The organism is Streptococcus mitis (assembly GCF_002096835.1).
GTDB classification, from domain to species: Bacteria; Bacillota; Bacilli; order Lactobacillales; family Streptococcaceae; genus Streptococcus; species Streptococcus mitis_W.
Window position 1 is genome coordinate 183,194 of record NZ_NCVG01000022.1, and the last position, 26,985, is coordinate 210,178.

Here is a 26,985-nt window from a genome sequence, read left to right on the forward strand (position 1 = left end):
AACATTATGTTAAAAATGACTCTTAACAACTTGCAACTTTTCGCCCACAAAAAAGGTGGAGGTTCTACATCAAACGGACGTGATTCACAAGCAAAACGTCTTGGAGCTAAAGCAGCTGACGGACAAACTGTAACAGGTGGATCAATCCTTTACCGTCAACGTGGTACACACATCTACCCAGGTGTAAACGTTGGACGTGGTGGAGACGATACTTTGTTCGCTAAAGTTGAAGGCGTAGTACGCTTTGAACGTAAAGGACGCGATAAAAAACAAGTTTCTGTTTACCCAATCGCTAAATAAAAAGGTTCAGTGAACCTTTTTATCCCGAGCCTTGAATGTAAAGGCGAGGAAGCTAGAAGTAGCATTAAATAAGGCTTTCCGAGTTTTCGGAGAGCCTCTTTTTTTGTTTTGCTACCCATGATTTTTTCTTTCTTAGTGTAGATGAATTTTATGAGTGACATTATTTTTCTTCGATGGAAAACTTCTAAAATATGGTATAATGAAAAGATAAAGAAGTTGGGGGTAGAAGATGAACATTCAACAATTACGCTATGTTGTGGCTATTGCCAATAGCGGTACTTTTCGTGAAGCTGCTGAAAAGATGTATGTCAGTCAGCCCAGTCTGTCTATTTCTGTGCGTGATTTGGAAAAAGAGTTGGGCTTTAAGATTTTCCGTCGGACCAGCTCAGGGACTTTCTTGACTCGTCGTGGTATGGAATTTTATGAAAAAGCGCAAGAATTGGTTAAAGGATTTGATATTTTTCAAAATCAGTATGCCAATCCTGAGGAAGAAAAGGATGAATTTTCCATTGCTAGTCAGCACTATGACTTCTTGCCACCAACCATTACGGCCTTTTCAGAGCGCTATCCTGATTATAAGAACTTTCGTATTTTTGAATCAACTACTGTTCAAATTTTAGATGAAGTAGCGCAAGGGCATAGTGAGATCGGGATTATCTACCTCAACAATCAAAATAAAAAAGGTATTATGCAACGGGTTGAAAAGCTAGGTCTGGAGGTCATTGAATTGATTTCCTTCCATACCCACATTTATCTCCGCGAGGGGCATCCTTTGGCTCAGAAAGAGGAATTGGTTATGGAGGATTTAGCTGATCTACCAACGGTTCGTTTCACTCAAGAAAAAGACGAGTACCTTTATTATTCAGAGAACTTTGTTGATACCAGTGCGAGCTCGCAGATGTTCAATGTGACAGACCGTGCTACTTTGAATGGTATTTTGGAGCGGACGGACGCTTATGCAACAGGTTCCGGATTTTTAGATAGTGACAGTGTCAATGGGATTACAGTCATTCGTCTCAAGGATAACCTAGATAATCGCATGGTCTATGTTAAACGTGAAGAAGTGGAGCTGAGTCAAGCTGGGACTCTCTTTGTAGAAGTCATGCAAGAATATTTTAATCAAAAGAGGAAATCATGAAAAAAAGAGCAATAGTGGCAGTCATTGTACTGCTTTTGATTGGGCTGGATCAGTTAGTTAAATCCTATATCGTCCAGCAGATTCCACTGGGTGAAGTTCGCTCTTGGATTCCCAATTTTGTTAGCTTGACCTACCTGCAAAATCGAGGGGCTGCCTTTTCGATGCTACAAGACCAGCAGTGGTTATTTGCTATCATTACACTTGTCGTTATGGTAGGTGCCATTTGGTATCTACATAAGCACATGGAGGACTCACTCTGGATGGTCTTGGGTTTGACCTTGATTATCGCAGGTGGACTTGGAAATTTTATTGACAGGATCAGTCAGGGATTTGTTGTGGATATGTTCCACCTTGACTTTATCAATTTTGCAATTTTCAATGTTGCAGATAGTTATCTGACAGTTGGAGTGATTATTTTATTGATTGCAATGCTAAAAGAGGAAATAAATGGAAATTAAAATTGAAACTGGTGGCCTGCGTTTAGATAAGGCTTTGTCAGATTTGACAGAATTATCACGCAGTCTCGCGAATGAACAAATCAAATCAGGTCAGGTCTTGGTCAATGGGCAAGTCAAGAAAGCTAAATACACAGTTCAAGAGGGTGATATCGTCACTTACCATGTACCAGAGCCGGAGGTCTTAGAGTATGTGGCTGAGAATCTTCCGCTAGAAATCATCTACCAAGATGAGGACGTGGCAGTCGTTAACAAGCCTCAAGGAATGGTTGTGCATCCGAGTGCTGGTCATACTAGTGGAACTCTGGTAAATGCCCTTATGTACCATATTAAGGATTTGTCGGGTATCAATGGGATTCTGCGTCCAGGAATTGTTCACCGAATTGATAAGGATACGTCAGGTCTTCTCATGATTGCTAAAAACGATGAGGCGCATCTAGCGCTTGCCCAAGAACTCAAGGATAAAAAGTCTCTCCGCAAATATTGGGCGATTGTTCATGGAAATCTGCCCAATGATCGTGGTGTGATAGAAGCGCCGATTGGTCGTAGTGAAAAAGACCGCAAGAAACAGGCTGTGACTGCTAAAGGGAAACCTGCAGTGACCCGTTTCCACGTCTTGGAACGTTTTGGTGATTACAGCTTGGTAGAGTTGCAGCTAGAGACAGGACGCACCCATCAAATCCGTGTTCACATGGCTTATATCGGCCATCCAGTCGCTGGTGATGAAGTCTATGGTCCTCGCAAGACTCTGAAAGGGCATGGACAATTTCTTCATGCCAAGACTCTAGGTTTTACTCATCCGAGAACAGGTGAGACCTTGGAATTTACAGCAGATATCCCAGAGATTTTTAGGAAAACATTGGAGAGATTGAGAAAGTAAGAATGAAAAAGAAATTAACTAGTTTAGCACTTGCAGGCGCTTTTTTAGGTTTGTCATGGTATGGAAATGTTCAAGCTCAAGAAAGTTCAGGAAATAAAATCCACTTTATCAATGTTCAAGAAGGTGGCAGTGATGCGATTATTCTTGAAAGTAATGGACATTTTGCCATGGTGGATACAGGAGAAGATTATGATTTCCCAGATGGAAGTGATTCTCGCTACCCATGGAGAGAAGGAATTGAAACGTCTTATAAGCATGTTCTAACAGACCGTGTCTTTCGTCGTTTGAAGGAATTGGGTGTTCAAAAACTTGATTTTATTTTGGTAACTCATACTCACAGTGACCATATTGGAAATGTTGATGAATTACTGTCTACCTATCCAGTTGACCGAGTTTATCTTAAAAAATATAGTGATAATCGTATTACTAATTCTGAACGTTTATGGGATAATCTGTATGGTTATGATAAGGTTTTACAGACTGCCGCTGAAAAAGGTGTTTCAGTTATTCAAAACATCACACAAGGGGATGCTCATTTTCAGTTTGGAGACATGGATGTTCAGCTCTATAATTATGAAAATGAAACAAATTCGTCGGGTGAATTAAAGAAAATTTGGGATGACAATTCTAATTCCTTGATTAGCGTGGTGAAAGTCAATGGTAAGAAAATTTACCTTGGGGGCGACTTAGATAATGTTCATGGAGCAGAAGACAAGTATGGTCCTCTCATTGGAAAAGTTGATTTGATGAAGTTTAATCATCACCATGATACCAACAAATCAAATACCAAGGATTTTATTAAAAATTTGAGTCCGAGTTTGATTGTTCAAACTTCGGATAGTTTACCTTGGAAAAATGGTGTTGATAGTGAGTATGTCAATTGGCTCAAAGAACGAGGAATTGAGAGAATCAACGCAGCCAGCAAAGACTATGATGCAACAGTTTTTGATATTCGAAAAGACGGTTTTGTCAATATTTCAACTTCCTACAAGCCGATTCCAAGTTTTCAAGCTGGTTGGCATAAGAGTGCATATGGAAACTGGTGGTATCAAGCGCCTGATTCTACAGGAGAATATGCAGTAGGTTGGAATGAAATCAAAGGTGAGTGGTATTACTTCAACCAAACGGGTATCTTGTTACAGAATCAATGGAAAAAATGGAACAATCGTTGGTTCTATTTGACAGACTCTGGTGCTTCTGCTAAAAATTGGAAAAAAATCGATGGAAGCTGGTATTATTTCAACAAAGAAAATCAGATGGAAATTGGTTGGATAAATACTGGAGGTCAGTCCTATTATTTATCAAACGATGGCTCTATGAAGACAGGTTGGTTTCAATATAAGGGGCAATGGTATTACTTTGCTCAATCAGGAGAAATGAAAACGGGTTGGGTAAAAGATAAAGAAATCTGGTACTATATGGATTCTACTGGTATCATGAAGACAGGCGAGATAGAAGTTTCTGGTCATCATTACTATCTAGAAGAATCAGGAGCTATGAAGCAAGGCTGGCTTAAAAAGGCAAATGATTGGTATTTCTACAAGACAGACGGTTCACGAGCTGTGGGTTGGATCAAAGACAAGGATAAATGGTACTTCTTGAAAGAAAATGGTCAATTACTTGTGAATGGTAAGACACCAGAAGGTTATACTGTTGATTCAAGTGGTGCCTGGTTAGTGGATGCTCCGGTAGAGAAATCTGTTACAACTAAAGTCACAAGTAATTCAGAAATAAAAGAATCTAGTGAAGTAGTGAAAAAAGATCTTGAAAATAAAGAAACGAGTCAACACGAAAGTATTACAAGTTCTTCAACTAGTCAGGATTTGACTTCCTCAACTTCACAAAGCTCTGAAACGAGTGCAAACAAATCGGAATCAGAACAGTAGTAAAAAAGAAGGTTTTAGGGCCTTCTTTTTCCTATCAACTCTTTTCTATTTCCTGCCATTCATGTTATAATGGATAAATATGAAGAATCGGAGTGAGACTATGAAATACAAACGGATTGTCTTTAAGGTGGGGACTTCTTCTCTGACAAATGAGGATGGAAGTTTATCACGTAGTAAGGTAAAGGCTATTACCCAGCAGTTGGCTATGTTGCACGAAGCTGGTCATGAATTGATTTTGGTGTCGTCGGGTGCCATTGCTGCAGGTTTTGGTGCCTTAGGATTTAAAAAGCGTCCGACTAAGATTGCTGATAAACAGGCTTCAGCAGCAGTAGGGCAAGGGCTTTTGTTGGAAGAATACACGACCAATCTTCTCTTGCGCCAAATCGTTTCTGCACAAATCTTGCTGACCCAGGATGACTTTGTGGATAAGCGCCGTTATAAAAATGCCCATCAGGCTTTGTCAGTTCTACTTAGCCGTGGAGCGATTTCTATCATCAACGAGAATGACAGTGTCGTTATTGATGAGCTCAAGGTTGGGGACAATGATACTCTAAGTGCTCAGGTAGCAGCCATGGTCCAAGCAGACCTTTTGGTCCTCTTGACAGACGTAGACGGTCTATATACTGGAAATCCTAATTCAGATCCAAGAGCCAAACGCTTGGAGCGAATCGAGACAATCAATCGTGAGATTATCGATATGGCCGGTGGAGCTGGTTCGTCAAACGGAACTGGGGGCATGCTAACAAAAATCAAGGCTGCAACTATTGCGACAGAATCGGGCGTTCCTGTTTATATCTGCTCATCCTTGAAGACAGATGCCATGATTGAGGCGGCAGAGGAGACCGAGGATGGTTCTTACTTTGTTGCTCAAGAGAAGGGGCTTCGTACCCAGAAACAATGGCTGGCCTTTTATGCTCAGAGCCAAGGTTCTATTTGGGTTGATAAAGGGGCTGCAGAAGCTCTCTCTCAACATGGTAAGAGTCTCCTTTTATCTGGTATTGTTGAAGCAGAAGGAGCCTTTTCTTACGGTGATATCGTGACAGTATTTGACAAGGAAAGTGGAAAATCACTTGGAAAAGGACGCGTGCAATTTGGAGCATCTGCTTTGGAGGATATGTTGCGTTCTCAAAAAGCCAAGGGTGTCTTGATTCATCGTGACGACTGGATTTCCATTACTCCTGAAATCCAACTACTCTTTACAGAATTTTAGAGGTAAACTATGGTAAGTACACAAGAACAATTTGAACAGGTACAGGCTGTTAAAAAATCGATCAACACAGCTAGTGAAGAGGTGAAAAACCAAGCCTTGCTAGCCATGGCTGATCATTTATTAGCAGCTACTGAGGAGATTTTAGCGGCAAATGCCCTTGATATGGAATCTGCTAAGGGTAAAATCTCAGATGTGATGCTGGATCGTCTTTATTTGGATGTAAGTCGTATAGAAGCGATGGCAACTGGGATTCGTGAAGTGGTTGCTTTACCAGATCCAATCGGTGAAGTTTTAGAAACCAATCAGCTTGAAAATGGTTTGGTTATCACAAAGAAACGTGTGGCTATGGGGGTTATCGGTATTATCTATGAAAGCCGTCCAAATGTGACGTCTGATGCGGCTGCTTTGGCTCTCAAGAGTGGGAATGCGGTTGTTCTTCGAAGTGGTAAGGATGCCTATCAAACTGCCCATGCTATTGTCACAGCCATGAAGAAGGGCTTGGAGACGACCACTATTCACCCAGATGTGATTCAACTGGTGGAAGATACCAGCCGTGAAAGTAGCTATGCCATGATGAAGGCCAAGGGCTATCTAGACCTTCTTATTCCTCGTGGAGGAGCTGGTTTGATCAATGCAGTGGTTGAAAATGCTATTGTACCAGTTATCGAGACAGGAACTGGGATTGTCCATGTTTATGTCGATAAGGACGCAGATGAAGACAAGGCTCTGTCTATCATCAACAATGCCAAAACCAGTCGTCCTTCTGTCTGCAATGCCATGGAGGTTCTCCTTGTTCATGAAGACAAGGCAGCAAGCTTCCTTCCTCGCTTGGAGCAAGTACTGGTTGCAGATCGAAAAGAAGCTGGTCTGGAACCAATTCAATTCCGTTTGGATGAAAAAGCAAGTCAGTTTGTTTCAGGTCAAGCAGCTGAGGCCCAAGACTTTGACACCGAGTTTTTAGACTATGTATTAGCTGTTAAGGTTGTGAGCAGTTTAGAAGAAGCGGTTGCCCATATTGAAACCCACAGTACCCATCATTCGGATGCCATTATGACGGAAAATGCTGAAGCTGCAGCTTACTTTACAGATCAAGTGGACTCTGCAGCTGTCTATGTCAATGCCTCAACTCGTTTCACAGATGGTGGCCAATTTGGTCTGGGTTGCGAAATGGGGATTTCAACTCAGAAACTGCACGCGCGTGGTCCAATGGGCTTGAAAGAGTTGACCAGCTACAAGTATGTGGTCACTGGTGACGGACAGATAAGGGAGTAAGAGATGAAGATTGGATTTATCGGTTTGGGGAATATGGGTGCTAGCTTGGCTAAGTCTGTCTTGCAGGCTAGACCGTCAGATGAGATTCTCCTTGCCAATCGTAGTCAAGCCAAGGTGGATGCTTTCATTGCTGACTTTGGAGGTCAGGCTTCCAGCAATGAAGAAATTTTTGCAGAAGCAGATGTGATTTTTCTAGGAGTTAAGCCTGCTCAGTTTTCTGAACTGCTTTCTCAATACCAGACTATCCTTGAAAAACGAGAAAGTCTTCTTTTGATTTCTATGGCAGCTGGATTGACCTTAGAAAAACTCGCTAGTCTTCTTCCAAGTCAGCACCGAATTATTCGTATGATGCCAAATACCCCTGCTTCTATTGGACAAGGAGTGATTAGTTATGCCTTGTCTTCTAATTGCAAGGCTGAGGACAGTGAGTTATTTTGTCAGCTTTTAACTAAGGCTGGTCTCTTGGTTGAGCTAGGAGAAGGCTTAATCGACGCAGCGACAGGTCTTGCAGGTTGTGGACCGGCTTTTGTCTATCTCTTTATTGAGGCCTTGGCAGATGCGGGTGTTCAGACGGGATTACCAAGAGAAACGGCATTGAAAATGGCGGCTCAAACTGTGGTAGGAGCTGGACAATTGGTCCTAGAAACCCAAGAGCATCCTGGGGTCTTGAAAGACCAAGTTTGTAGCCCAAGCGGTTCGACTATCGCTGGTGTAGCAAGCCTAGAAGCGCATGCTTTTCGAGGAACAGTCATGGAGGCAGTTGGTCAAGCCTACAAACGAACTAAAAAACTTGGTAAATAAGAGGTGGAGAAATCTACCTCTTTTATACTTCTTTAAAATCAGTGTCCAAAAAGATTTTCACAATATCTATTTTTTTGATAAAATAGAAGTAGTAAAAAAGAAATGAGTTAGACATGTCAAAAGGATTTTTAGTCTCTCTTGAGGGACCAGAGGGAGCAGGAAAGACCAGTGTTTTAGAGGCTCTGCTTCCAATTTTAGAGAAAAAAGGAGTAGAGGTGCTGACGACTCGTGAACCTGGTGGAGTCTTGATCGGGGAGAAGATTCGTCAAGTGATTTTGGATCCAAGTCATACTCAGATTGATTCTAAAACAGAGCTCCTTCTCTATATTGCCAGTCGCAGACAGCACTTGGTGGAAAAAGTTCTTCCAGCCCTTGAAGCTGGCAAGTTGGTCATTATGGACCGCTTCATCGATAGTTCTCTTGCCTATCAGGGATTTGGTCGTGGCTTGGATATTGACGCCATTAACTGGCTCAATCACTTTGCGACAGACGGCCTTGAACCCGATTTGACACTCTATTTTGATATCGAGGTGGAAGAAGGACTGGCTCGTATTGCTGCTAATAGTGACCGCGAGGTCAATCGTTTGGATTTGGAAGGGCTGGACTTGCATAAGAAAGTCCGTCAAGGCTACCTTTCTCTTCTGGACAAAGAAGGAAATCGCATTGTTAAAATTGATGCTAGCCTCCCTTTGGAGCAGGTTGTGGAAACTACCAAGTCAGTTTTGTTTGAGAGAATGGACTTGGATAAATGAAACAAGATCAACTAAAGGCTTGGCAGCCAGAACAGTTTGACCGTTTTGTCCGTATCTTAGAACAAGACCAGCTCAATCATGCCTATCTCTTTTCAGGTTTTTTTGGAAGTTTGGAAATGGCGCAGTTTTTGTCTAAGAGCCTCTTTTGTACGGATAAGGTAGGCGTTTTACCATGTGAGAAATGCCGAAATTGTAAGCTGATTGAACAGGGAGAATTTCCCGATGTCACCTTGATTAAACCAGTTAATCAGGTCATTAAGACAGAACGCATTCGAGAATTGGTGGGTCAGTTTTCTCAAGCAGGGATTGAAAGCCAGCAGCAGGTTTTTATTATCGAGCAAGCTGAGAAAATGCATCCCAACGCAGCTAATTCTCTGCTCAAGGTCATCGAAGAACCCCAGAGTGAGGTTTACATTTTCTTCTTGACCAGCGATGAAGAAAAGATTTTACCGACAATACGAAGTCGGACCCAGATTTTCCACTTTAAAAAGCAAGAAGAAAAACTTATCTTGCTTTTAGAACAAATGGGACTGGTTAAGAAAAAAGCGACTCTCCTAGCTCAGTTTAGTCAATCGCGAGCTGAAGCAGAAAAGTTGGCTAATCAGGCAGGCTTTTGGACCTTGGTCGATGAAAGTGAACGCCTGCTGACTTGGTTAGTAGCTAAGAAAAAAGAAAGTTATCTGCAAGTTGCTAAATTGGCTAGTTTGGTAGATGACAAGGAAAAACAAGATCAGGTTTTACGGATTCTTGAAGTCCTCTGTGGGCAAGATATCCTACAAGCAAGAGTAAGAGTGATTCTACAAGATTTGCTAGAAGCTAGAAAAATGTGGCAAGCTAATGTCAGCTTTCAAAATGCCATGGAATATCTGGTCTTGAAAGAAATATAAACTAAAAAATGAATGATAAAGAAAGGAAAGGGCTGTTTTATGGACAAAAAAGAATTATTTGACGCGCTGGATGATTTTTCTCAACAGTTATTGGTAACCTTGGCCGATGTGGAAGCCATCAAGAAAAATCTCAAGAGCCTGGTAGAGGAAAATACAGCTCTTCGCTTGGAAAATAGTAAGTTGCGTGAACGCTTGGGTGAGGTGGAAGCAGACGCTCCTGTCAAGGCTAAGCATGTTCGTGAAAGTGTCCGTCGAATTTATAAAGATGGTTTTCACGTATGTAATGATTTTTATGGACAACGTCGAGAGCAGGACGAGGAATGTATGTTCTGTGATGAGTTGTTGTACAGGGAGTAGGCATGCAGATTCAAAAAAGTTTTAAGGGGCAGTCTCCCTATGGCAAGCTGTATCTAGTGGCAACGCCGATTGGCAATCTAGATGATATGACCTTTCGAGCTATTCAGACCTTGAAAGAAGTGGACTGGATTGCTGCTGAGGACACGCGAAATACAGGTCTATTGCTCAAGTATTTTGACATTTCTACCAAGCAAATCAGTTTTCATGAGCACAATGCCAAGGAAAAAATTCCTGATTTGATTGGTTTCCTGAAAGCAGGACAAAGTATTGCTCAGGTATCCGATGCGGGTTTGCCTAGTATCTCAGACCCTGGTCATGATTTAGTCAAGGCAGCTATTGAGGAAGATATTGCCGTTGTCACAGTTCCAGGTGCCTCTGCAGGGATTTCTGCCTTGATTGCCAGTGGTTTAGCGCCACAGCCACATATCTTTTACGGCTTTTTACCGAGAAAATCAGGTCAGCAGAAGCAATTTTTCGACTCAAAAAAAGACTATCCTGAAACACAAATTTTCTACGAATCGCCCCATCGTGTGGCAGATACATTTGAAAATATGTTAGAAGTCTATGGTGATCGCTCGGTGGTCTTGGTCAGGGAATTGACTAAAATCTATGAAGAATACCAAAGAGGAAAGATCTCTGAATTGCTGGAAAGCATCTCTGAAACGCCACTTAAGGGAGAATGCCTTCTCATCGTTGAAGGTGCCAGTCAGGATGTGGAAGAAAAAGACGAGGAAGATTTGTTCTTAGAAATCCAAGCTCGTATCCAGCAAGGCATGAAGAAAAATCAAGCTATTAAGGAAGTCGCTAAGATTTACCAGTGGAATAAGAGTCAACTCTACGCTGCCTATCACGACTGGGAAGAAAATCAATAAAGGGAGACAGAATGTAATAATTCTGTCTGTTTCTGTTTAACTTAATTAGTGATGATAATATTCGGAGTCTAAATCATAGAATTGATTGAGTAGTGAATAAATAAAAACAATGTTCATTCAGTTTATGTTAAATATATATGATGTACTCTATTAGAATTATTTTTAAGTACGCAGTATGGTATAATTATATATGAGAAAATAGTGTGGAGTTTATCAGTTGAAAAAATATAACATTGTAGATTTATTTTCAGGAGCAGGTGGTCTATCTTATGGATTCGAGATGGCTGGATTTAATGTTCTATTAGGAATTGATAATGACGAAAAAGCCTTAGAAACCTTTCAAAAAAATCATCAGAATTCAGAAATATTATGTGGAGATATTGCGAATATATCTTATGAGGAAGATATAAAACCAATAATTGGAGAACAAAAAGTTGACATAATTGTAGGTGGTCCCCCTTGTCAGGGGATGTCGCTTTCTGGACCTAGAAAATTTGATGATCCAAGGAACAAACTTTATTTGTCTTATATTCGATTGGTTCGAGAAATACAGCCAATTGCTTTTGTCATTGAAAATGTGATTGGGATTGTTAGTTTGTTTAAAGGGCAAATAAAAGATACTATCATAGAAGAGTTTTCGAAAATGGGTTATAAGGTTCAGTTTAAAGTGTTACTGGCCTCTGACTATGGAGTTCCTCAAAATAGAAAGCGTGTTATTTTTGTGGGGACGAGGAATGATGGATTTGAATATCCTGATGCACTGGGAACAATCATTACAACAGAGATGGCAATTTCTGATTTGCCAACATTAGAAAATGAACTTGGCGAGATAGCAATGTCTTATGTTTCAGAACCACAAAATGACTATCAAAAACTAATGCGAAAACGTTCAAATGTGGTTTTGAACCACGTTGCAGCCAAGCATTCAGAAAAAGTGACAAGTACAATTGCCCTTGTCCCTGATGGTGGAAATTATAAAAATCTCCCAGAGGAATTACGAGAAACAAGAAAATTTAATGTCGCTTGGACACGATTTGCTAGTTGGAAGCCAGCTCCTACGATTGATACGGGGCATAGACATCATTTCCACTATAAGTATAATCGTGTGCCAACAGTGAGGGAATCTGCTCGTCTACAATCTTTTCCAGATGATTTTATCTTTTACGGAAGTAAAACACAGCAATTTAGACAAGTTGGTAATGCTGTTCCTCCTTTAATGGCTCAGCAGATTGCAAACAATTTACTGAAATATTTAAAAAATAACGAAGAGTAACTATGTATCAAGTTCCAGAGAAATATTATTTTAGACTACATCACCCAAGACCTCGTTTTAAAAATGATGTCGAAAATGTACTTGTTTATATGGCAACGAATATTTCTTATTTGGGAATATTGCCTAAAAAGGAATTTAGTCAGCAACTAAATGACATTATCAAACAATATGCAGGAAATGCAGATAAAACAGAGAAAACAATCAATAACTGGCGAACAGAGATTTCTTCTTTGTTTGGAATGATGATTGAGAAAGAAGGTTTTGTCTATTCAGGAAATAGGGCTAAGGAATTGACTGAAGACCAAGACCTTATTCGCTTTTTTAAAACCTTTTTGTATAATTTTGAATATCCTGGTGGGCATCTAAAAGATAACGAGATTTTTAAACTTTGTCAAATCGGAGTTCAATTTAAGCCAGCTCAGTATCTACTGGAACTATTTACAGAAGCCTCACAAGCTGAAGAAAAAACTATTTACCTCACCGATGAAGAAGTCGCCCATTGTATCTTTAATGATTTGAGATGTACTCGTGATAGAGAGCCTGTTTTGGAAATATGGAATCGTATCAAAGAGAATAGAGCGTCTAAAGTAGCTTACGATACTAAAGGAGATGTTATTCGATATGCCAAAGATATTTTAGATTACATGGTTATAGCGAGTTTACTAACTGTTCAAGGTGGTAGGTATAAAATAAATTCTATGGAAGAGCAAGCAATAAATGACTTTTTGCAATCAGATGCTACCTTTGATGGCTATGCTCAATTTATTGGAAATGCTTCTACGACAATTGAAGATGTTCGAAATTTTAGAAGTGCTTGGTTCGAATATGTCAATCGTGATTTAGGAGATATTGATTTTAGGACAAACTTTAATCTCTACCTTCCAAGTGATATTGATTTTACTGAAGAGAAAACAGATATTATCGGACATCTAACTGAACACATCGAATACAGCGAGAAAATATCTACCGCTGTTGTAGGGAGTTCGGGAGAAGCTATTGTTATCAATCATGAAAAACAAAAATTACGAGAACATGGGCAAGAACAGTTGCTCCATCTGGTGAATTTTATTCCAACACAGTTTGGTGTCGGCTACGATGTTCAATCTTTTGAGTGTGATGATTCTGAGCTGAGAAAGTATATTGAAGTCAAAACAACTGTCAGCAATGCTTCTATTACTTTTAATTCGTTTCATATCACACCAAATGAATGGCGAACTGCTAAATCTGTGCGTGATAGATACTATATTTATCGTTTGCAGATTTCTAAACATAGCAAAAAATTGTTTATTATCAAGAATTTGTATGAGTTAGTCAAAAATGAGAAGATGCTTCTGATTGAGAGAAAAGATGGATATGATGTCCGTTTTTCATCGTCAGTTGGCTTTGAGGAGAATTTAATTTGAAGAAACTAAAACTTGCCTCTCTTTTTAGTGGAGGTGGTGGAACGGATATTGGTTTTGCTGGTGGATTTGATTTTTTAGGTAAACATTATGCCGACAATCAAATTGAGATTGTCTATGCAAATGATATTGAAGACAGTGCCAATAAAATGTTTGAAAAGAATTTTGGTGTTACTCCAGACAATCGAAATATCCGAGAAATAAAATCAGATGAAATCCCATCTTTCGATATTTTAACGGGAGGTTTTCCTTGTCAATCATTTTCTGTTAGTGCTCAAAATCCGAAACGCTTAGGAATAAAAGACGAAAAAGGGACATTGTTTTTTGAGATGGTGCGAGTGTTAAAAGCTCATCAACCAAAAGCATTTTTTGCCGAAAATGTTAAGGGAATTTTGTCTGCAAATAATAAAGAAGCCTTTCCTCTAATTATTGAAGAGTTCGAAAAAGCTGGTTATAATGTTTCTTATAAACTTTGCGTAGCCACCAAATACGGCGTTCCGCAAAAGAGAGAGCGTGTGTTTATTGTTGGTATTCGAAAGGATTTGAATTTTACTTTTGAATTTCCTGAAGAGCCTATTCAAAATGTAGAAGATTATACACCACTAAAAGTAATTCTTCAGCAAGATATTGATGAAAAGTATTATTTTAGCGAGAGGGCTGTACAAGGAATGCTAAATAGTAAATCTGGCAAAAAAATGAATAAAGGACGAGCACAAGACATTGAACAGCCGAGTAATACGGTTAGTTCTCATTTAGCAAAAGTATCCTTAAATAGCACTGACCCTGTTTTGTTAGAAAATGGACGTTACCGTCGCTATACTCCAAGAGAGGTTGCACGTATTCAGTCGTTTCCAGAAAACTATGAATTGCTTGGTTCAGAAGGTGCTCAATATAGAATGCTGGGGAATGCTATTCCACCAGTAATGATGTGGTATATTGCTGAAAAGTTAGTGTCAGATTTACGAAATAGTGATGTAATTGCAAAGCAACAGAAACTCGAAGAAAGTTTTGGTCAACTGGATTTGTTTGAAGCGAGTTGATGTTTTAAATCTAGGGAACTTGATATGGAATTAAATTTTCAAGATAAGAGTTTTATAAAAGTATTTTTTAATAGTGACGGTTATGTATTAAATTTTTCTAACTCTACTTTTGCTAATTTTACTTTTAATTCAGTAGGAGTAAATATTCAAGAGAAATATGGAGGTTCAAAAGGGAAAGCTTTACAGGCTTTTGTAGATAACGAACCAGATGAACTGGTTTTAAAATTAGCTTTAGATTTACTTAGATATTATGAAGACCTTCCTGACTCATATTACGAGAAAACTGAAGAGAGGAACTCTCAGGCATTGAAATTGAAAGAGAGACTTTCGAAGTATGAAGTCTCACAAATGGCCTACTTAAATAATGTTGCTGAATCTTTATCTGACTATTTTGATAGCGACTATATAGATAAGCAAATGGGGATTATGAATGAAATGATTTCTCTCTCCAGCGGACGCTATTGGAAAAGCTAAGGAATTGTTGGAATCATGTTTTAAACATATTTTAGACCATGAAAAAATTGAGTATTCTAATTCTAATGATATTGCAACTTTGCAAAAGAAAGTCTTTAAATTTTTAAACTTGGATTCTAATGAAAATATTTCAGCAAAAAATAATCAAGATGTAAAGCTAGTTCTAAGTGGTTTGAATCAAATTATCAAGGGTATTAACAGTCTTAGAAATGATAAAGGTGATGGTCATGGTAAGGGAGCTAACTTTATAGAATTGCCACCAAGGTATGCTTCAGTTGTTGTAGGATCTGCATTAACGGTAGTGTCATTTGTTTGGGAAACATACCAAGATAAGCAAAAATAGTAAGGAGGAGGTTTAATGTCGAAAAATCAAGAAAAATTACACTTTCAACTTAAAAAATTTATAGTAAATGTAGGTTGGACTCATAAAATTCATGCGGTTAGAATGGACGAGTTAGAAAGCTATATTCGATGGTTTAGAATAGCAACAATAATCATTTCTGGAGTTGTCTCTTCTGGCTTAGTTGGAATACTTTGGTTTGATGAATATTGGATAAAGCTTGTTACAGCATTTTTATCATTAGTCACTACAATAATTTTTAGTATCACCAAGGAGTTTAACTTTGAGGAACGACTAGCTTTGGAGAGGAAATCTGTTGATGAGCTTTGGAATCTTAAAGTGTTAGCTGAAATTCTTTTATCTGAGGTGGTTTACAATGGAAAACCATCAAGTGAAATCCAAGAATCTTTCGAAGAATTAAAATTTCGAAGAGATGCTACTTATAGTCAACTTTCTAATGCTTCTCCCAAAAATGTATCCAAGGCTTCAAAACTAATAAAATCGAGAAAAGATAATGATTATGAGGAAGATTATAGATACTTTATTCCAAAAGAATTGATGGAAATTAAGGAGGAAGAGTAATGTCTTTATCTAATGATTTTAAAGAATTTTGCGAAGACGAACTCCCCATGACGGACGAGGAATGGGAAAAATGGAAGAATAGATTAAAAGAGATTACGAAACGACTTAATCGAAAATACTATTCCTTAGATGAGCTTGAAGATGAAGAAATTGACAATGGTTTGATTGTTGGTAGTGTGGGGAGAACGACGGCTGTTCGAAATGTTAGTGATTTTGATTATATTTTTTCACTACCCTCAGAAGTGTATAGACGATTTGATTCTTATGAGGGTAATGGTCAATCAGCACTTCTACAGGAAATAAAAAACGAATTACTAAAAAGATACCCAAATACAAAAATAAAAGGAGACGGACAGGTCGTTGTTATTGATTTTTCGGATGGTGGAAAAATTGAGTTAGTTCCAGCTTTCGAACAATCTGATGGTAATTTTAAATATCCTGATTCTCGTAACGGAGGCTCTTGGAAAACTACTAAACCAAAGCCTGAAATTGAAAAATGTAAATCTTTAAATTCGAATTTTAATAATCACTTCTCTAACTTAACAAGGCTCATACGACGATGGAAAAATCATATGGGCTTTTCATTTAAGGGGCTGTTGATAGATGCTTTGATATCTGATTTTATTGATGATAAAGGTATTTCTGAAATATATTACTCTGATTATAATATTCTCTTGAAAGATATTTTTGAATACTTTTCAAGTCAAGATAAAAATAGAGAGTATTGGTATGCTTTAGGTAGTAATCAAAAGATTTATAATAGTGATGGAGCAAAATTTATCAATAAAGCTAAGCAGGCTCTCAAGAAAATAGAAGACGCTTCAGAAGAGAAACTTACTGAAGTTTATAGACAGCTATTTGGTAGAAAATTCGCTCAATCCACTTCTACCACAAATCGAGCTTCGAATGAAGAATTTATTGATGAATTGTTTAGTATTGATATCCGATATAATATTGTTTTGGAGTGTGAAATTACTCAGGATGGTTTTCGAAAAGCACTTCTTTCAGACTTTTTAAAGAATAGATTTAAGATTAAAAATAGAAAATCTCTTGATTTTGAAATTATACAATCAGATATTCCAGATAATCTTTTGTCTGATGTTAAATATTATTGGAAAGTAAGAAATATTGGAGCTGAGGCAATTAGAAGAAATTGTGAGCGTGGTGCTATTTTTTCAGGTAAAATAAAACATCACGAAGATTCTCAGTTTAAAGGAGACCACTATGTTGAATGTTATGCTGTTTTAGATAATACGGTTATAGCAAGAGATAGAATAACAGTCCCTATCGATCCGTTACGTGGAAAAGATTTTATAGAGTAGCATATAATTGATTTTTAATTGGAATACTCACTATCTCTTTACATCAAGAAAATGACTAAACAGGGAAGTTTGCCTTCTTCCCTTTTTTTGTTATACTAGTAGAAGAAAAAATTAGAAAGATTTGTGGGAGTGAAAAAGTCTGGGGGACTTTTTCAGCCTGAGCCAGGAAATTCGAAAGCGAAGTAAGTCCTGTGGACTTTTTCAGCCTGAGCCAAGAAATTCGAAAGCTAGGCAAGTTCGGTTGGCTTTTTCAATGTGAACCTTGTCTTCACACTCCCAAAGAGGTATTAGTGTCGTGTCTCAATCTTATATCAATGTTATCGGTGCTGGTTTGGCAGGTTCTGAAGCAGCCTACCAAATTGCAGAACGTGGTATTCCAGTTAAACTTTATGAAATGCGTGGTGTCAAGTCAACACCTCAACACAAAACAGACAATTTTGCAGAGTTAGTTTGTTCTAATTCTCTTCGTGGAGATGCTCTGACAAATGCTGTCGGGCTCCTCAAGGAAGAAATGCGTCGCTTGGGTTCTGTTATTTTGGAATCTGCTGAGGCTACACGTGTTCCTGCAGGTGGTGCGCTTGCGGTGGACCGTGATGGTTTCTCCCAAATGGTAACCGAAAAAGTTGCCAATCATCCCTTGATTGAAGTGGTGCGTGTTGAAATTACAGAATTGCCGACAGATGTTATTACAGTTGTGGCGACTGGTCCCTTGACCAGCGATGCTCTGGCTAAAAAAATTCATGCTCTTAATGATGGTGATGGGTTCTATTTCTACGATGCGGCAGCCCCTATTATTGACGTTAGCACTATCGATATGAGCAAGGTCTATCTCAAGTCTCGTTATGACAAGGGAGAGGCGGCCTACCTCAATGCCCCTATGACCAAACAAGAGTTTATGGATTTTCATGAAGCCTTGGTCAATGCGGAAGAAGCACCGCTCAATTCTTTTGAAAAAGAAAAGTACTTTGAAGGCTGTATGCCTATCGAAGTTATGGCCAAGCGTGGCATTAAAACCATGCTCTATGGCCCTATGAAGCCAGTTGGACTTGAGTATCCAGACGACTACACAGGACCTCGTGATGGAGAATTCAAAACACCTTATGCAGTTGTCCAGCTTCGTCAGGATAATGCAGCTGGTAGCCTATACAATATTGTTGGTTTCCAGACCCACCTCAAATGGGGAGAACAAAAACGTGTCTTCCAAATGATTCCAGGTCTTGAAAATGCTGAATTTGTTCGTTATGGTGTTATGCACCGCAATTCTTACATGGATTCACCAAATCTTCTTGAGCAGACTTACCGTTCTAAGAAACAACCAAATCTCTTCTTTGCTGGTCAGATGACGGGTGTGGAAGGCTATGTTGAATCAGCAGCGTCAGGATTAGTTGCGGGAATTAACGCGGCTCGTCTCTTCAAGGGAGAAAGCGAGGCTGTTTTCCCAGAGACGACAGCGATTGGAAGCTTAGCTCATTACATCACCCATGCTGACAGCAAACATTTCCAACCAATGAATGTCAACTTTGGGATTATCAAGGAGTTGGAAGGCGAGCGTATTCGTGATAAGAAGGCTCGTTATGAAAAAATTGCAGAGCGCGCTCTTAGCGACTTAGAAGAATTTTTAACGGTCTAATTTTTTTCAAAGAATTGCTCATGATACTATAAAAATCTTAGAAATTGTGATAAAATAGGTAGGATAAAAAAAGGAGAGTGAAAATGGCGAATCCCAAGTATAAACGTATTTTAATCAAGTTATCAGGTGAAGCCCTTGCCGGTGAACGTGGCGTAGGGATTGATATCCAAACAGTTCAAACAATCGCAAAAGAGATTCAAGAAGTTCATGGCTTAGGTATCGAAATTGCCCTTGTTATTGGTGGAGGAAATCTCTGGCGTGGAGAACCTGCAGCAGAAGCAGGTATGGACCGCGTTCAGGCAGATTACACAGGAATGCTTGGGACTGTTATGAATGCTCTTGTGATGGCAGATTCATTACAACAAGTTGGTGTCGATACGCGTGTGCAAACTGCCATTGCTATGCAACAAGTGGCAGAGCCTTATGTCCGTGGACGTGCCCTTCGTCATCTTGAAAAAGGCCGTATCGTTATCTTTGGTGCCGGAATTGGTTCACCTTACTTCTCAACCGATACAACAGCGGCCCTTCGTGCAGCTGAAATCGAAGCGGATGCTATCCTTATGGCTAAAAATGGCGTAGATGGTGTTTACAATGCTGATCCTAAGAAGGACAAGACAGCTGTTAAATTTGAAGAATTGACCCACCGTGACGTTATCAATAAAGGTCTTCGTATCATGGACTCAACAGCTTCAACCCTCTCAATGGATAACGACATTGACTTGGTTGTCTTCAACATGAACCAACCAGGCAACATCAAACGTGTCGTATTTGGTGAAAATATCGGAACAACAGTTTCAAATAATATCTAAGAAAAGGAATAAGAAAGATTATGGCTAACGCAATTATTGAAAAAGCTAAAGAGAGAATGACCCAGTCTCACCAATCACTTGCTCGTGAATTTGGTGGTATCCGTGCCGGTCGTGCCAATGCAAGCTTGCTTGACCGTGTACATGTAGAATACTATGGAGTAGAAACTCCTCTTAACCAAATCGCTTCAATTACGATTCCAGAAGCGCGTGTTTTGTTGGTAACACCATTTGACAAGTCTTCATTGAAAGACATCGAACGTGCCTTGAACGCTTCTGATCTTGGTATCACACCAGCTAACGACGGTTCTGTGATTCGTTTGGTTATCCCTGCTCTTACAGAAGAAACTCGTCGTGACCTTGCTAAAGAAGTGAAGAAAGTCGGTGAGAATGCTAAAGTGGCTGTCCGCAATATCCGTCGTGATGCTATGGACGAAGCTAAGAAACAAGAAAAAGCAAAAGAAATCACTGAAGACGAATTGAAGACTCTTGAAAAAGACATTCAAAAAGTAACAGACGATGCTGTCAAACACATCGACGACATGACTGCCAACAAAGAGAAAGAACTTTTGGAAGTCTAAAAATAAACAGAAAAACTCAGTTGGCATTGCTGGCTGAGTTTTATTCGAAAGAAGGAAATATGAATACAAATCTTGCAAGTTTTATCGTTGGACTGATCATCGATGAAAACGACCGTTTTTACTTTGTGCAAAAGGATGGTCAAACCTATGCTCTTGCTAAGGAAGAAGGTCAACATACGGTAGGGGATACGGTCAAAGGTTTTGCCTACACGGATATGAAGCAAAAACTCCGCCTGACCACTCTAGAAGTGACCGCCACTCAGGACCAATTTGGTTGGGGAACTGTAACGGAAGTTCGTAAAGACTTGGGTGTCTTTGTGGATACAGGCCTTCCTGACAAGGAAATCGTTGTGTCACTCGATATTCTCCCTGAGCTCAAGGAACTCTGGCCTAAGAAGGGCGACCAACTCTACATCCGTCTTGAAGTGGACAAGAAAGACCGTATCTGGGGACTCTTGGCTTATCAAGAAGACTTCCAACGTCTGGCTCGTCCTGCCTACAACAACATGCAGAACCAAAACTGGCCAGCCATTGTTTACCGCCTCAAGCTGTCAGGGACTTTTGTTTACCTGCCAGAAAATAACATGCTTGGCTTTATCCATCCTAGCGAGCGCTACGCAGAGCCACGTTTGGGTCAAGTTTTAGATGCGCGCGTTATTGGTTTCCGTGAAGTGGACCGTACTTTGAACCTATCCCTTAAACCACGTTCCTTTGAGATGTTGGAAAATGATGCCCAGATGATTTTGACCTACTTGGAAAGCAATGGTGGTTTCATGACCTTAAATGATAAGTCATCTCCAGACGACATCAAAGCAACCTTTGGCATTTCTAAAGGTCAGTTCAAGAAAGCTTTAGGTGGTCTTATGAAGGCTGGTAAAATCAAGCAAGACCAGTTTGGGACAGAGTTGATTTAGGGAGACATATGAGAAAATCATTTTACACTTGGCTCATGACCGAGCGCAATCCTAAAAGTAACAGTCCCAAAGCTATCTTGGCAGACCTAGCTTTTGAAGAGTCAGCCTTTCCAAAACACACAGATGATTTTGATGAGGTGAGTCGCTTTTTGGAGGAGCATGCCAGTTTCTCTTTTAACCTAGGAGACTTTGACGCTATCTGGCAAGAATACATAGAGCACTAGCATGATTCACTGGGTTTGGGCTAGTAATTTCTCCACCCCTTTGCTATAATAAAAAGAAATAAAAGAATTAGAGAGGTTCTTTATTTGAAGGAACATTCAATAGACATTCAACTGAGTCATCCAGATGACCTGTTTCATCTTTTTGGTTCCAATGAACGCCATCTTCGTTTGATGGAAGAAGAGCTTGATGTGGTGATTCATGCTCGTACGGAGATTGTGCAGGTTTTGGGAGAAGAGACTGCCTGTGAGGAAGCCCGTCAAGTTATTCAGGCTTTGATGGTCTTGGTAAATCGTGGGATGACCGTTGGTACGCCAGATGTGGTGACTGCGATTAGCATGGTCAAAAACGATGAAATAGACAAGTTTGTCGCCCTTTATGAAGAAGAAATCATTAAAGACAATACTGGGAAGCCTATCCGCGTCAAAACCTTAGGTCAAAAGCTTTATGTGGACAGTGTCAAACAGCATGATGTGACCTTTGGAATCGGACCTGCAGGGACAGGGAAGACCTTCCTTGCAGTGACCTTGGCAGTGACTGCCCTTAAACGTGGGCAAGTCAAGAGGATTATCCTGACTCGTCCAGCGGTGGAAGCAGGAGAGAGTCTAGGTTTTCTTCCGGGTGATCTTAAGGAGAAGGTAGATCCTTACCTTAGACCTGTTTATGATGCCTTGTATCAGATTCTGGGGAAAGACCAAACAACTCGACTCATGGAGCGTGAAATTATCGAGATTGCGCCCCTTGCCTATATGCGTGGACGAACTTTGGATGATGCCTTTGTCATTCTCGATGAGGCGCAAAATACGACTATCATGCAGATGAAGATGTTTTTGACTCGTTTAGGCTTTAATTCTAAGATGATTGTCAATGGAGATATCAGTCAGATTGACCTTCCGCGTAACGTCAAGTCCGGTTTGATTGATGCCCAAGAAAAGCTCAAGAACATTCACCAGATTGACTTTGTTCATTTTTCAGCCAAGGATGTGGTTCGCCATCCTGTTGTCGCTCAGATTATCCGAGCTTATGAACCAGCTCCAGTTAAAAAAGAAGAGAGTGAAGAATTAGAGCCTCAACCTCTATCTGAAGGATAGTTCTTTTGTACTTAAAGTTATCTCAATGCTAAATCTATAGTTGATTGAAGCTAGAATAGTACGTTGTGACTACTAAAACATTTCTAGAAATTAATTTGACTTTCCTGATTGATTTGTTTATATCTTATTTCAATCTACTATAAGTTTGCTTTTTAAATGTTTTATTCAATATCCTTGTATGAGATTAGAAACTTTTCAAGTGGTGGAATCCTATGGAATCAATCTTTTTAAAACTATCCCAGTATCCAATAATGGAGACTGAGCGTTTATTGCTTAGACCTGTAACTTTGGATGATGCGGAAGCAATGTTTGACTATTCCTCGGACAAGGATAATACACGTTACACTTTTCCCACCAATCAAAGCTTGGAAGAAACCAAGAATAATATTGCTCAGTTCTACTTGGCCAATCCCTTAGGACGTTGGGGAATAGAACTAAAAAGCAATGGCAAATTTATCGGAACCATTGATTTGCACAAGATTGATCCTGTTCTTAAGAAGGCAGCTATTGGTTACATTATCAATAAAAAATATTGGAATCAAGGTTTGACGACAGAAGCCAATCGTGCCGTGATTGAGCTTGCTTTTGAGAAGGTTGGAATGAACAAGTTGACCGCCCTTCACGATAAGGACAATCCTGCATCTGGAAAGGTCATGGAGAAATCAGGCATGCGTTTTTCCCATGCAGAACCATATGCTTGTATGGACCAGCATGAAGAAGGCCGAATCGTTACAAGAGTTCATTATGTCTTGACCAAGGAAGACTATTTTGCAAATAAATAAGCAGTTGAAAAGAAATTTTCGACTGTTTTTTCTTCCTCTTACGAATAATCTAAGAGAGGAGAAAATATGGAAGCAATTATCGAGAAAATCAAAGAGTATAAAATCATCGTCATCTGTACTGGTCTAGGCTTGCTTGTAGGAGGATTTTTCCTACTAAAACCAGCTCCACACACACCTGTCAAGGAAACGAATTTGCAGGCAGAAGTTGCAGCTGTTTCCAAGGATTCATTAACCGAAAAGGAAGTGAAGAAGGAAGAAAAGGAAGAATCCCTTGAACAAGATCTAATCACAGTAGATGTGAAAGGTGCTGTCAAAACACCAGGGATTTATGATTTACCAGTTGGAAGTCGGGTCAATGATGCTGTGCAGAAAGCTGGTGGTTTGACAGAGCAAGCAGACAGCAAGTCGCTCAATCTAGCTCAGAAAGTTAGTGATGAGGCTCTGGTTTACGTTCCATCTAAGGGAGAAGAAGCAGCTAGTCAACAGACTGCTTCTGGGACGGCCTCTTCAACGAGCAAAGAAAAGAAGGTCAATCTCAACAAGGCTAGTCTGGAAGAGCTTAAACAGGTCAAGGGATTAGGTGCCAAACGAGCTCAGGACATTATCGACCATCGTGAGGCAAATGGCAAATTCAAGTCGGTTGATGAACTCAAGAAAGTCTCTGGCATTGGTGCCAAGACCATAGAAAAGCTAAAAGATTATGTTACAGTGGATTAAGAATTTCCCCCTTCCCCTAATCTATCTGAGTTTTCTATTGCTCTGGCTTTACTACGCTATTTTCTCAGCATCTTATCTCGCACTGCTAGGTTTTGTTTTTCTGCTAATCTGTCTCTTTATCCAATTTCCTTGGAAACCTGCTGGAAAAGTTCTAGTTATTTGCGGAATCTTTGCCTTCTGGTTTCTGTTTCAAAATTGGCAACAGGGTCAAGCGAGTCAAAATTTGGCGGATTCTGTTGAAAGGGTACGGATTCTGCCCGACACTATTAAGGTCAATGGAGATAGTCTGTCCTTTCGTGGCAAGGCTGATGGACGCATTTTTCAAGTTTATTATAAACTCCAGTCTGAGGAGGAAAAAGAAGCCTTTCAAGATTTAACAGCCCTTCATGAGATAGAACTAGAAGGAAAACTTTCGGAGCCAGAGGGGCAGAGGAATTTTGGTGGATTTAACTATCAAGCCTATCTGAAGACTCAGGGAATTTACCAGATTATCAATATTAAAAGAATCCAGTCACTTCAAAAGGTTAGCAGTTGGGATATAGGTGAAAACCTGTCCAGTGTACGCCGAAAGGCTGTAGTTTGGATTAAGACGCACTTTCCAGATCCTATGCGCAATTACATGACAGGGCTCTTGTTAGGGCATCTGGATACAGATTTTGAGGAGATGAATGAGCTTTATTCTAGTTTAGGAATTATCCACCTTTTTGCTTTGTCTGGTATGCAGGTAGGATTTTTCATGGATGGATTTAAGAAACTTCTCTTGCGATTGGGCTTGACCCAAGAAAAGTTGAAATGGCTGACCTATCCCTTTTCCCTTGTCTATGCAGGGCTGACAGGGTTTTCAGCATCAGTCATTCGCAGTCTCTTGCAGAAGTTACTGGCTCAACATGGTGTTAAGGGCTTGGATAATTTTGCCCTGACGGTGCTTGTCCTCTTTATTGTCATGCCAAACTTTTTCTTGACAGCAGGAGGAGTCTTGTCCTGCACTTATGCTTTTATCCTGACCATGACCAGCAAAGAAGGCGAGGGACTCAAGGCTGTTGCCAGAGAAAGTCTAGTCATCTCCTTGGGCATATTACCCATTTTATCCTTCTATTTTGCAGAATTTCAACCTTGGTCAATTCTTTTGACCTTTGTCTTTTCCTTTCTTTTTGACTTGGTCTTCTTACCCCTCTTGTCTATCTTATTTGCCCTTTCCTTTCTCTATCCAGTCATTCAGCTGAATTTTATTTTTGAATGGTTAGAGGGAATGATTCGCTTAGTGTCACAGGTGGCAAGTAGACCTTTGGTCTTTGGACAACCCAATTCATGGCTTTTAATCTTATTGTTAATTTCCTTGGCTTTAGTCTATGATTTGAGGAAAAATATCAAAAGAGTAGCTGGCTTCAGCTTACTTATTGTGGGTCTCTTTTTCCTGACCAAGTATCCACTGGAAAATGAAATTACCATGCTGGATGTGGGGCAAGGAGAAAGTATTTTCCTACGGGATGTAAATGGGAAGACCATTCTCATAGATGTGGGCGGTAAGGCAAAATCTGATAAGAAAATCGAAAAATGGCAAGAAAAGGCGACGACCAGCAATGCCCAGCGAACCTTGATTCCCTATTTCAAAAGTCGAGGAGTGGCCAAGATTGACCAGCTGATTTTGACAAATACGGACAAGGAGCATGTTGGAGATTTGTTGGAGGTGACTAAGGCTTTCCATGTAGGGGAGATTTTAGTATCAAAAGGCAGTCTGAAACAGAAGGAATTTGTGGCAGAACTACAAGCGACTCAAACCAAGGTGCGCAGTGTGACAGCAGGAGAGAACTTGCCAATTTTTGGAAGTCAGTTAGAAGTCCTATCTCCAAGGAAAATTGGAGATGGAGGTCATGATGATTCTCTGGTTCTGTATGGAAAACTCTTGGATAAGCACTTTCTCTTCACGGGAAATTTGGAGGAGAAAGGAGAGAAGGAATTGCTGAGGCAATATCCTGACCTAGAAGTGGATGTTTTGAAAGCTAGCCAACATGGTTCTAAAAAATCATCAAGTTTAACTTTTTTAGAACAGCTCAAACCGGAGATCACTCTCATTTCAGTTGGAAAGAACAATCGAACGAAACTCCCTCATCAGGAAACCTTGTCCCGACTGGAAGATATCAATAGTAAAGTTTACCGAACTGATCAGCAAGGAGCTATACGCTTTAAAGGTTGGAAAAGTTGGAAAATCGAAACGGTTGGTTAGTGAGCACAAACTTTTCAAAAAAATAACTTTTTATCTTGACAAGGTCTAGAAAACTTGGTATCATATAAAAGTTGAGAAAAGCAGAAGTGAGAGCTTCTCGCCTTGTGACATTAAGTTGCCTGGCCCTACGGATGAAAAGTTTCTAAGAAACGCTATCATAACGTGCGGGCTTGTATATTTACGAGTCCGCTATTGTTTTTCTCTAATAAAACAAAAGAGGTGAAAACCATAGCAAAGCAAGACTTATTCATCAATGATGAGATTCGTGTACGTGAAGTTCGCTTGATTGGTCTTGAAGGAGAACAGCTAGGCATCAAGCCACTCAGTGAAGCGCAAGCTTTGGCTGATAACGCTAATGTTGACCTAGTATTGATTCAACCCCAAGCCAAACCGCCTGTTGCAAAAATTATGGACTACGGTAAGTTCAAATTTGAGTACCAGAAGAAGCAAAAAGAACAACGTAAAAAACAAAGTGTTGTTACTGTGAAAGAAGTTCGTCTAAGTCCAACTATTGACAAGGGTGACTTTGATACAAAACTTCGCAATGCACGCAAATTCCTTGAAAAAGGAAATAAAGTTAAGGTATCTATTCGCTTTAAGGGTCGTATGATTACCCATAAAGAGATTGGTGCAAAAGTTTTAGCCGAGTTTGCTGAAGCAACTCAAGATATTGCCATCATCGAACAACGTGCTAAAATGGATGGACGTCAAATGTTCATGCAATTGGCGCCAGCGACTGACAAAAAATAATTGTCAGAAAGTTAAATAAAGGAGAAA

The 26,985-nt window shown here is 39.8% G+C and carries 29 protein-coding genes, 1 pseudogene and 1 other annotated feature; of the genes and pseudogenes, 29 read left to right on the forward strand and 1 reads right to left on the reverse strand.

Annotated elements, in window-relative coordinates:
* Positions 1-6: 6 nt before the first annotated feature.
* Positions 7-300: a 50S ribosomal protein L27 gene (gene rpmA / locus B7699_RS06260; RefSeq protein WP_000916509.1), complete on the forward strand. Its 294-nt coding sequence runs from the start codon at positions 7-9 to the stop codon at positions 298-300.
* Positions 301-465: 165 nt separating this feature from the next.
* Here the strand turns inward: rpmA and B7699_RS09725 are convergent.
* A pseudogene (locus tag B7699_RS09725) lies at positions 466-537 on the reverse strand (AraC family transcriptional regulator); the annotation flags it as partial.
* Here B7699_RS09725 and B7699_RS06270 point away from each other — a divergent pair.
* From B7699_RS06270 to infC, 28 genes are all read left to right on the forward strand, one after another.
* The gene (locus B7699_RS06270; RefSeq protein WP_001025697.1) at positions 530-1,438 is read left to right on the forward strand and encodes a LysR family transcriptional regulator; all 909 of its coding nucleotides are present in this window, start codon (positions 530-532) and stop codon (positions 1,436-1,438) included. The pseudogene B7699_RS09725 and the gene B7699_RS06270 sit on opposite strands and share 8 nt — an antisense overlap.
* Complete coding sequence (gene lspA / locus B7699_RS06275) at positions 1,435-1,896, forward strand: signal peptidase II (protein WP_004254742.1); 462 nt, start codon at positions 1,435-1,437, stop codon at positions 1,894-1,896. The genes B7699_RS06270 and lspA overlap by 4 nt, the downstream gene beginning before the upstream one ends.
* Complete coding sequence (locus tag B7699_RS06280) at positions 1,886-2,773, forward strand: RluA family pseudouridine synthase (RefSeq protein WP_084927535.1); 888 nt, start codon at positions 1,886-1,888, stop codon at positions 2,771-2,773. Before lspA ends, B7699_RS06280 begins: the two co-directional genes overlap by 11 nt.
* Positions 2,774-2,775: 2 nt before the next feature.
* A complete protein-coding gene (gene cbpE, locus B7699_RS06285) occupies positions 2,776-4,659 on the forward strand; it encodes a phosphorylcholine esterase CbpE (RefSeq protein WP_084927536.1) in 1,884 nt (627 codons plus the stop codon).
* A 100-nt stretch (positions 4,660-4,759) separates the two neighbouring features.
* Positions 4,760-5,869, forward strand: a complete 1,110-nt coding sequence (gene proB / locus B7699_RS06290; protein ID WP_239822211.1) for a glutamate 5-kinase — start codon at positions 4,760-4,762, stop codon at positions 5,867-5,869.
* Between the two features lie 9 nt (positions 5,870-5,878).
* A complete protein-coding gene (locus tag B7699_RS06295) occupies positions 5,879-7,141 on the forward strand; it encodes a glutamate-5-semialdehyde dehydrogenase (protein ID WP_084927540.1) in 1,263 nt (420 codons plus the stop codon).
* Between the two features lie 3 nt (positions 7,142-7,144).
* Complete coding sequence (gene proC, locus B7699_RS06300) at positions 7,145-7,942, forward strand: pyrroline-5-carboxylate reductase (RefSeq protein ID WP_084927542.1); 798 nt, start codon at positions 7,145-7,147, stop codon at positions 7,940-7,942.
* Positions 7,943-8,055: 113 nt separating this feature from the next.
* Positions 8,056-8,694 carry a dTMP kinase gene (gene tmk / locus B7699_RS06305; RefSeq protein ID WP_084927544.1) on the forward strand — a complete coding sequence of 213 codons (639 nt, stop codon included), beginning with the start codon at positions 8,056-8,058 and terminating at the stop codon, positions 8,692-8,694.
* Positions 8,691-9,581 carry a DNA polymerase III subunit delta' gene (locus B7699_RS06310; RefSeq protein ID WP_084927545.1) on the forward strand — a complete coding sequence of 297 codons (891 nt, stop codon included), beginning with the start codon at positions 8,691-8,693 and terminating at the stop codon, positions 9,579-9,581. The genes tmk and B7699_RS06310 overlap by 4 nt, the downstream gene beginning before the upstream one ends.
* Before the next feature lie 39 nt (positions 9,582-9,620).
* Positions 9,621-9,938: a DNA replication initiation control protein YabA gene (gene yabA, locus B7699_RS06315; protein WP_000358227.1), complete on the forward strand. Its 318-nt coding sequence runs from the start codon at positions 9,621-9,623 to the stop codon at positions 9,936-9,938.
* A gap of 2 nt (positions 9,939-9,940) precedes the next feature.
* Complete coding sequence (gene rsmI, locus B7699_RS06320; protein WP_084927547.1) at positions 9,941-10,810, forward strand: 16S rRNA (cytidine(1402)-2'-O)-methyltransferase; 870 nt, start codon at positions 9,941-9,943, stop codon at positions 10,808-10,810.
* 217 nt (positions 10,811-11,027) lie between these two features.
* Positions 11,028-12,083 carry a DNA cytosine methyltransferase gene (locus B7699_RS06325; RefSeq protein WP_084927549.1) on the forward strand — a complete coding sequence of 352 codons (1,056 nt, stop codon included), beginning with the start codon at positions 11,028-11,030 and terminating at the stop codon, positions 12,081-12,083.
* 2 nt (positions 12,084-12,085) lie between these two features.
* Positions 12,086-13,486, forward strand: a complete 1,401-nt coding sequence (locus B7699_RS06330) for a protein NO VEIN domain-containing protein (protein ID WP_084927551.1) — start codon at positions 12,086-12,088, stop codon at positions 13,484-13,486.
* Positions 13,483-14,523 carry a DNA (cytosine-5-)-methyltransferase gene (gene dcm, locus B7699_RS06335; protein WP_084927553.1) on the forward strand — a complete coding sequence of 347 codons (1,041 nt, stop codon included), beginning with the start codon at positions 13,483-13,485 and terminating at the stop codon, positions 14,521-14,523. The genes B7699_RS06330 and dcm overlap by 4 nt, the downstream gene beginning before the upstream one ends.
* 24 nt (positions 14,524-14,547) lie before the next feature.
* Entirely contained in the window at positions 14,548-14,997 is a 450-nt protein-coding gene (locus B7699_RS09730; protein WP_239822212.1) for a hypothetical protein, read from the forward strand.
* 4 nt (positions 14,998-15,001) lie between these two features.
* Entirely contained in the window at positions 15,002-15,340 is a 339-nt protein-coding gene (locus tag B7699_RS09735) for an abortive infection family protein (RefSeq protein ID WP_239822213.1), read from the forward strand.
* Between the two features lie 15 nt (positions 15,341-15,355).
* The gene (locus tag B7699_RS09485) at positions 15,356-15,919 is read left to right on the forward strand and encodes an SLATT domain-containing protein (protein WP_142358328.1); all 564 of its coding nucleotides are present in this window, start codon (positions 15,356-15,358) and stop codon (positions 15,917-15,919) included.
* Positions 15,919-17,241: an SMODS domain-containing nucleotidyltransferase gene (locus B7699_RS06350; RefSeq protein WP_084927554.1), complete on the forward strand. Its 1,323-nt coding sequence runs from the start codon at positions 15,919-15,921 to the stop codon at positions 17,239-17,241. The genes B7699_RS09485 and B7699_RS06350 overlap by 1 nt, the downstream gene beginning before the upstream one ends.
* A gap of 295 nt (positions 17,242-17,536) precedes the next feature.
* The gene (gene trmFO, locus B7699_RS06360) at positions 17,537-18,871 is read left to right on the forward strand and encodes a methylenetetrahydrofolate--tRNA-(uracil(54)-C(5))-methyltransferase (FADH(2)-oxidizing) TrmFO (RefSeq protein WP_084927558.1); all 1,335 of its coding nucleotides are present in this window, start codon (positions 17,537-17,539) and stop codon (positions 18,869-18,871) included.
* A gap of 83 nt (positions 18,872-18,954) precedes the next feature.
* The gene (gene pyrH / locus B7699_RS06365) at positions 18,955-19,680 is read left to right on the forward strand and encodes a UMP kinase (RefSeq protein ID WP_084927560.1); all 726 of its coding nucleotides are present in this window, start codon (positions 18,955-18,957) and stop codon (positions 19,678-19,680) included.
* Between the two features lie 20 nt (positions 19,681-19,700).
* Positions 19,701-20,258: a ribosome recycling factor gene (gene frr / locus B7699_RS06370; RefSeq protein ID WP_001262225.1), complete on the forward strand. Its 558-nt coding sequence runs from the start codon at positions 19,701-19,703 to the stop codon at positions 20,256-20,258.
* A gap of 59 nt (positions 20,259-20,317) precedes the next feature.
* Positions 20,318-21,172 carry an RNA-binding virulence regulatory protein CvfB gene (gene cvfB, locus B7699_RS06375; RefSeq protein ID WP_001095459.1) on the forward strand — a complete coding sequence of 285 codons (855 nt, stop codon included), beginning with the start codon at positions 20,318-20,320 and terminating at the stop codon, positions 21,170-21,172.
* Positions 21,173-21,180: 8 nt separating this feature from the next.
* The gene (locus B7699_RS06380) at positions 21,181-21,396 is read left to right on the forward strand and encodes a YozE family protein (RefSeq protein WP_001232083.1); all 216 of its coding nucleotides are present in this window, start codon (positions 21,181-21,183) and stop codon (positions 21,394-21,396) included.
* Positions 21,397-21,480: 84 nt separating this feature from the next.
* The gene (locus tag B7699_RS06385; RefSeq protein WP_084927562.1) at positions 21,481-22,485 is read left to right on the forward strand and encodes a PhoH family protein; all 1,005 of its coding nucleotides are present in this window, start codon (positions 21,481-21,483) and stop codon (positions 22,483-22,485) included.
* A 212-nt stretch (positions 22,486-22,697) separates the two neighbouring features.
* Positions 22,698-23,267, forward strand: coding sequence for a GNAT family N-acetyltransferase (locus B7699_RS06390; protein WP_084927565.1), 570 nt, complete (start codon positions 22,698-22,700; stop codon positions 23,265-23,267).
* Between the two features lie 66 nt (positions 23,268-23,333).
* A complete protein-coding gene (locus tag B7699_RS06395) occupies positions 23,334-23,984 on the forward strand; it encodes a helix-hairpin-helix domain-containing protein (RefSeq protein WP_084927567.1) in 651 nt (216 codons plus the stop codon).
* Positions 23,968-26,208 carry a DNA internalization-related competence protein ComEC/Rec2 gene (locus B7699_RS06400; protein ID WP_084927569.1) on the forward strand — a complete coding sequence of 747 codons (2,241 nt, stop codon included), beginning with the start codon at positions 23,968-23,970 and terminating at the stop codon, positions 26,206-26,208. Before B7699_RS06395 ends, B7699_RS06400 begins: the two co-directional genes overlap by 17 nt.
* Positions 26,209-26,280: 72 nt before the next feature.
* Positions 26,281-26,412 (forward strand) — a sequence feature (ribosomal protein L20 leader region).
* Between the two features lie 15 nt (positions 26,413-26,427).
* On the forward strand, positions 26,428-26,958 hold the full coding sequence (gene infC / locus B7699_RS06405) for a translation initiation factor IF-3 (protein WP_000848180.1): 531 nt from the start codon (positions 26,428-26,430) through the stop codon (positions 26,956-26,958).
* The last annotated feature ends 27 nt before the right edge of the window (positions 26,959-26,985 follow it).

Coding starts and splice junctions, on each gene's coding strand:
- B7699_RS06270 (WP_001025697.1), top strand. CDS start 530: ATGAACATTCAACAATTACGCTATGTTGTGGCTATTGCCAATAGCGGT.
- B7699_RS06295 (WP_084927540.1), top strand. CDS start 5,879: ATGGTAAGTACACAAGAACAATTTGAACAGGTACAGGCTGTTAAAAAA.
- cvfB (WP_001095459.1), top strand. CDS start 20,318: ATGAATACAAATCTTGCAAGTTTTATCGTTGGACTGATCATCGATGAA.
- proC (WP_084927542.1), top strand. CDS start 7,145: ATGAAGATTGGATTTATCGGTTTGGGGAATATGGGTGCTAGCTTGGCT.
- B7699_RS09485 (WP_142358328.1), top strand. CDS start 15,356: ATGTCGAAAAATCAAGAAAAATTACACTTTCAACTTAAAAAATTTATA.
- B7699_RS06350 (WP_084927554.1), top strand. CDS start 15,919: ATGTCTTTATCTAATGATTTTAAAGAATTTTGCGAAGACGAACTCCCC.
- rpmA (WP_000916509.1), top strand. CDS start 7: ATGTTAAAAATGACTCTTAACAACTTGCAACTTTTCGCCCACAAAAAA.
- proB (WP_239822211.1), top strand. CDS start 4,760: ATGAAATACAAACGGATTGTCTTTAAGGTGGGGACTTCTTCTCTGACA.
- B7699_RS06330 (WP_084927551.1), top strand. CDS start 12,086: ATGTATCAAGTTCCAGAGAAATATTATTTTAGACTACATCACCCAAGA.
- frr (WP_001262225.1), top strand. CDS start 19,701: ATGGCTAACGCAATTATTGAAAAAGCTAAAGAGAGAATGACCCAGTCT.
- B7699_RS06390 (WP_084927565.1), top strand. CDS start 22,698: ATGGAATCAATCTTTTTAAAACTATCCCAGTATCCAATAATGGAGACT.
- B7699_RS06280 (WP_084927535.1), top strand. CDS start 1,886: ATGGAAATTAAAATTGAAACTGGTGGCCTGCGTTTAGATAAGGCTTTG.
- cbpE (WP_084927536.1), top strand. CDS start 2,776: ATGAAAAAGAAATTAACTAGTTTAGCACTTGCAGGCGCTTTTTTAGGT.
- B7699_RS06395 (WP_084927567.1), top strand. CDS start 23,334: ATGGAAGCAATTATCGAGAAAATCAAAGAGTATAAAATCATCGTCATC.
- B7699_RS06310 (WP_084927545.1), top strand. CDS start 8,691: ATGAAACAAGATCAACTAAAGGCTTGGCAGCCAGAACAGTTTGACCGT.
- pyrH (WP_084927560.1), top strand. CDS start 18,955: ATGGCGAATCCCAAGTATAAACGTATTTTAATCAAGTTATCAGGTGAA.
- tmk (WP_084927544.1), top strand. CDS start 8,056: ATGTCAAAAGGATTTTTAGTCTCTCTTGAGGGACCAGAGGGAGCAGGA.
- yabA (WP_000358227.1), top strand. CDS start 9,621: ATGGACAAAAAAGAATTATTTGACGCGCTGGATGATTTTTCTCAACAG.
- B7699_RS09730 (WP_239822212.1), top strand. CDS start 14,548: ATGGAATTAAATTTTCAAGATAAGAGTTTTATAAAAGTATTTTTTAAT.
- B7699_RS06400 (WP_084927569.1), top strand. CDS start 23,968: ATGTTACAGTGGATTAAGAATTTCCCCCTTCCCCTAATCTATCTGAGT.
- lspA (WP_004254742.1), top strand. CDS start 1,435: ATGAAAAAAAGAGCAATAGTGGCAGTCATTGTACTGCTTTTGATTGGG.
- B7699_RS06380 (WP_001232083.1), top strand. CDS start 21,181: ATGAGAAAATCATTTTACACTTGGCTCATGACCGAGCGCAATCCTAAA.
- rsmI (WP_084927547.1), top strand. CDS start 9,941: ATGCAGATTCAAAAAAGTTTTAAGGGGCAGTCTCCCTATGGCAAGCTG.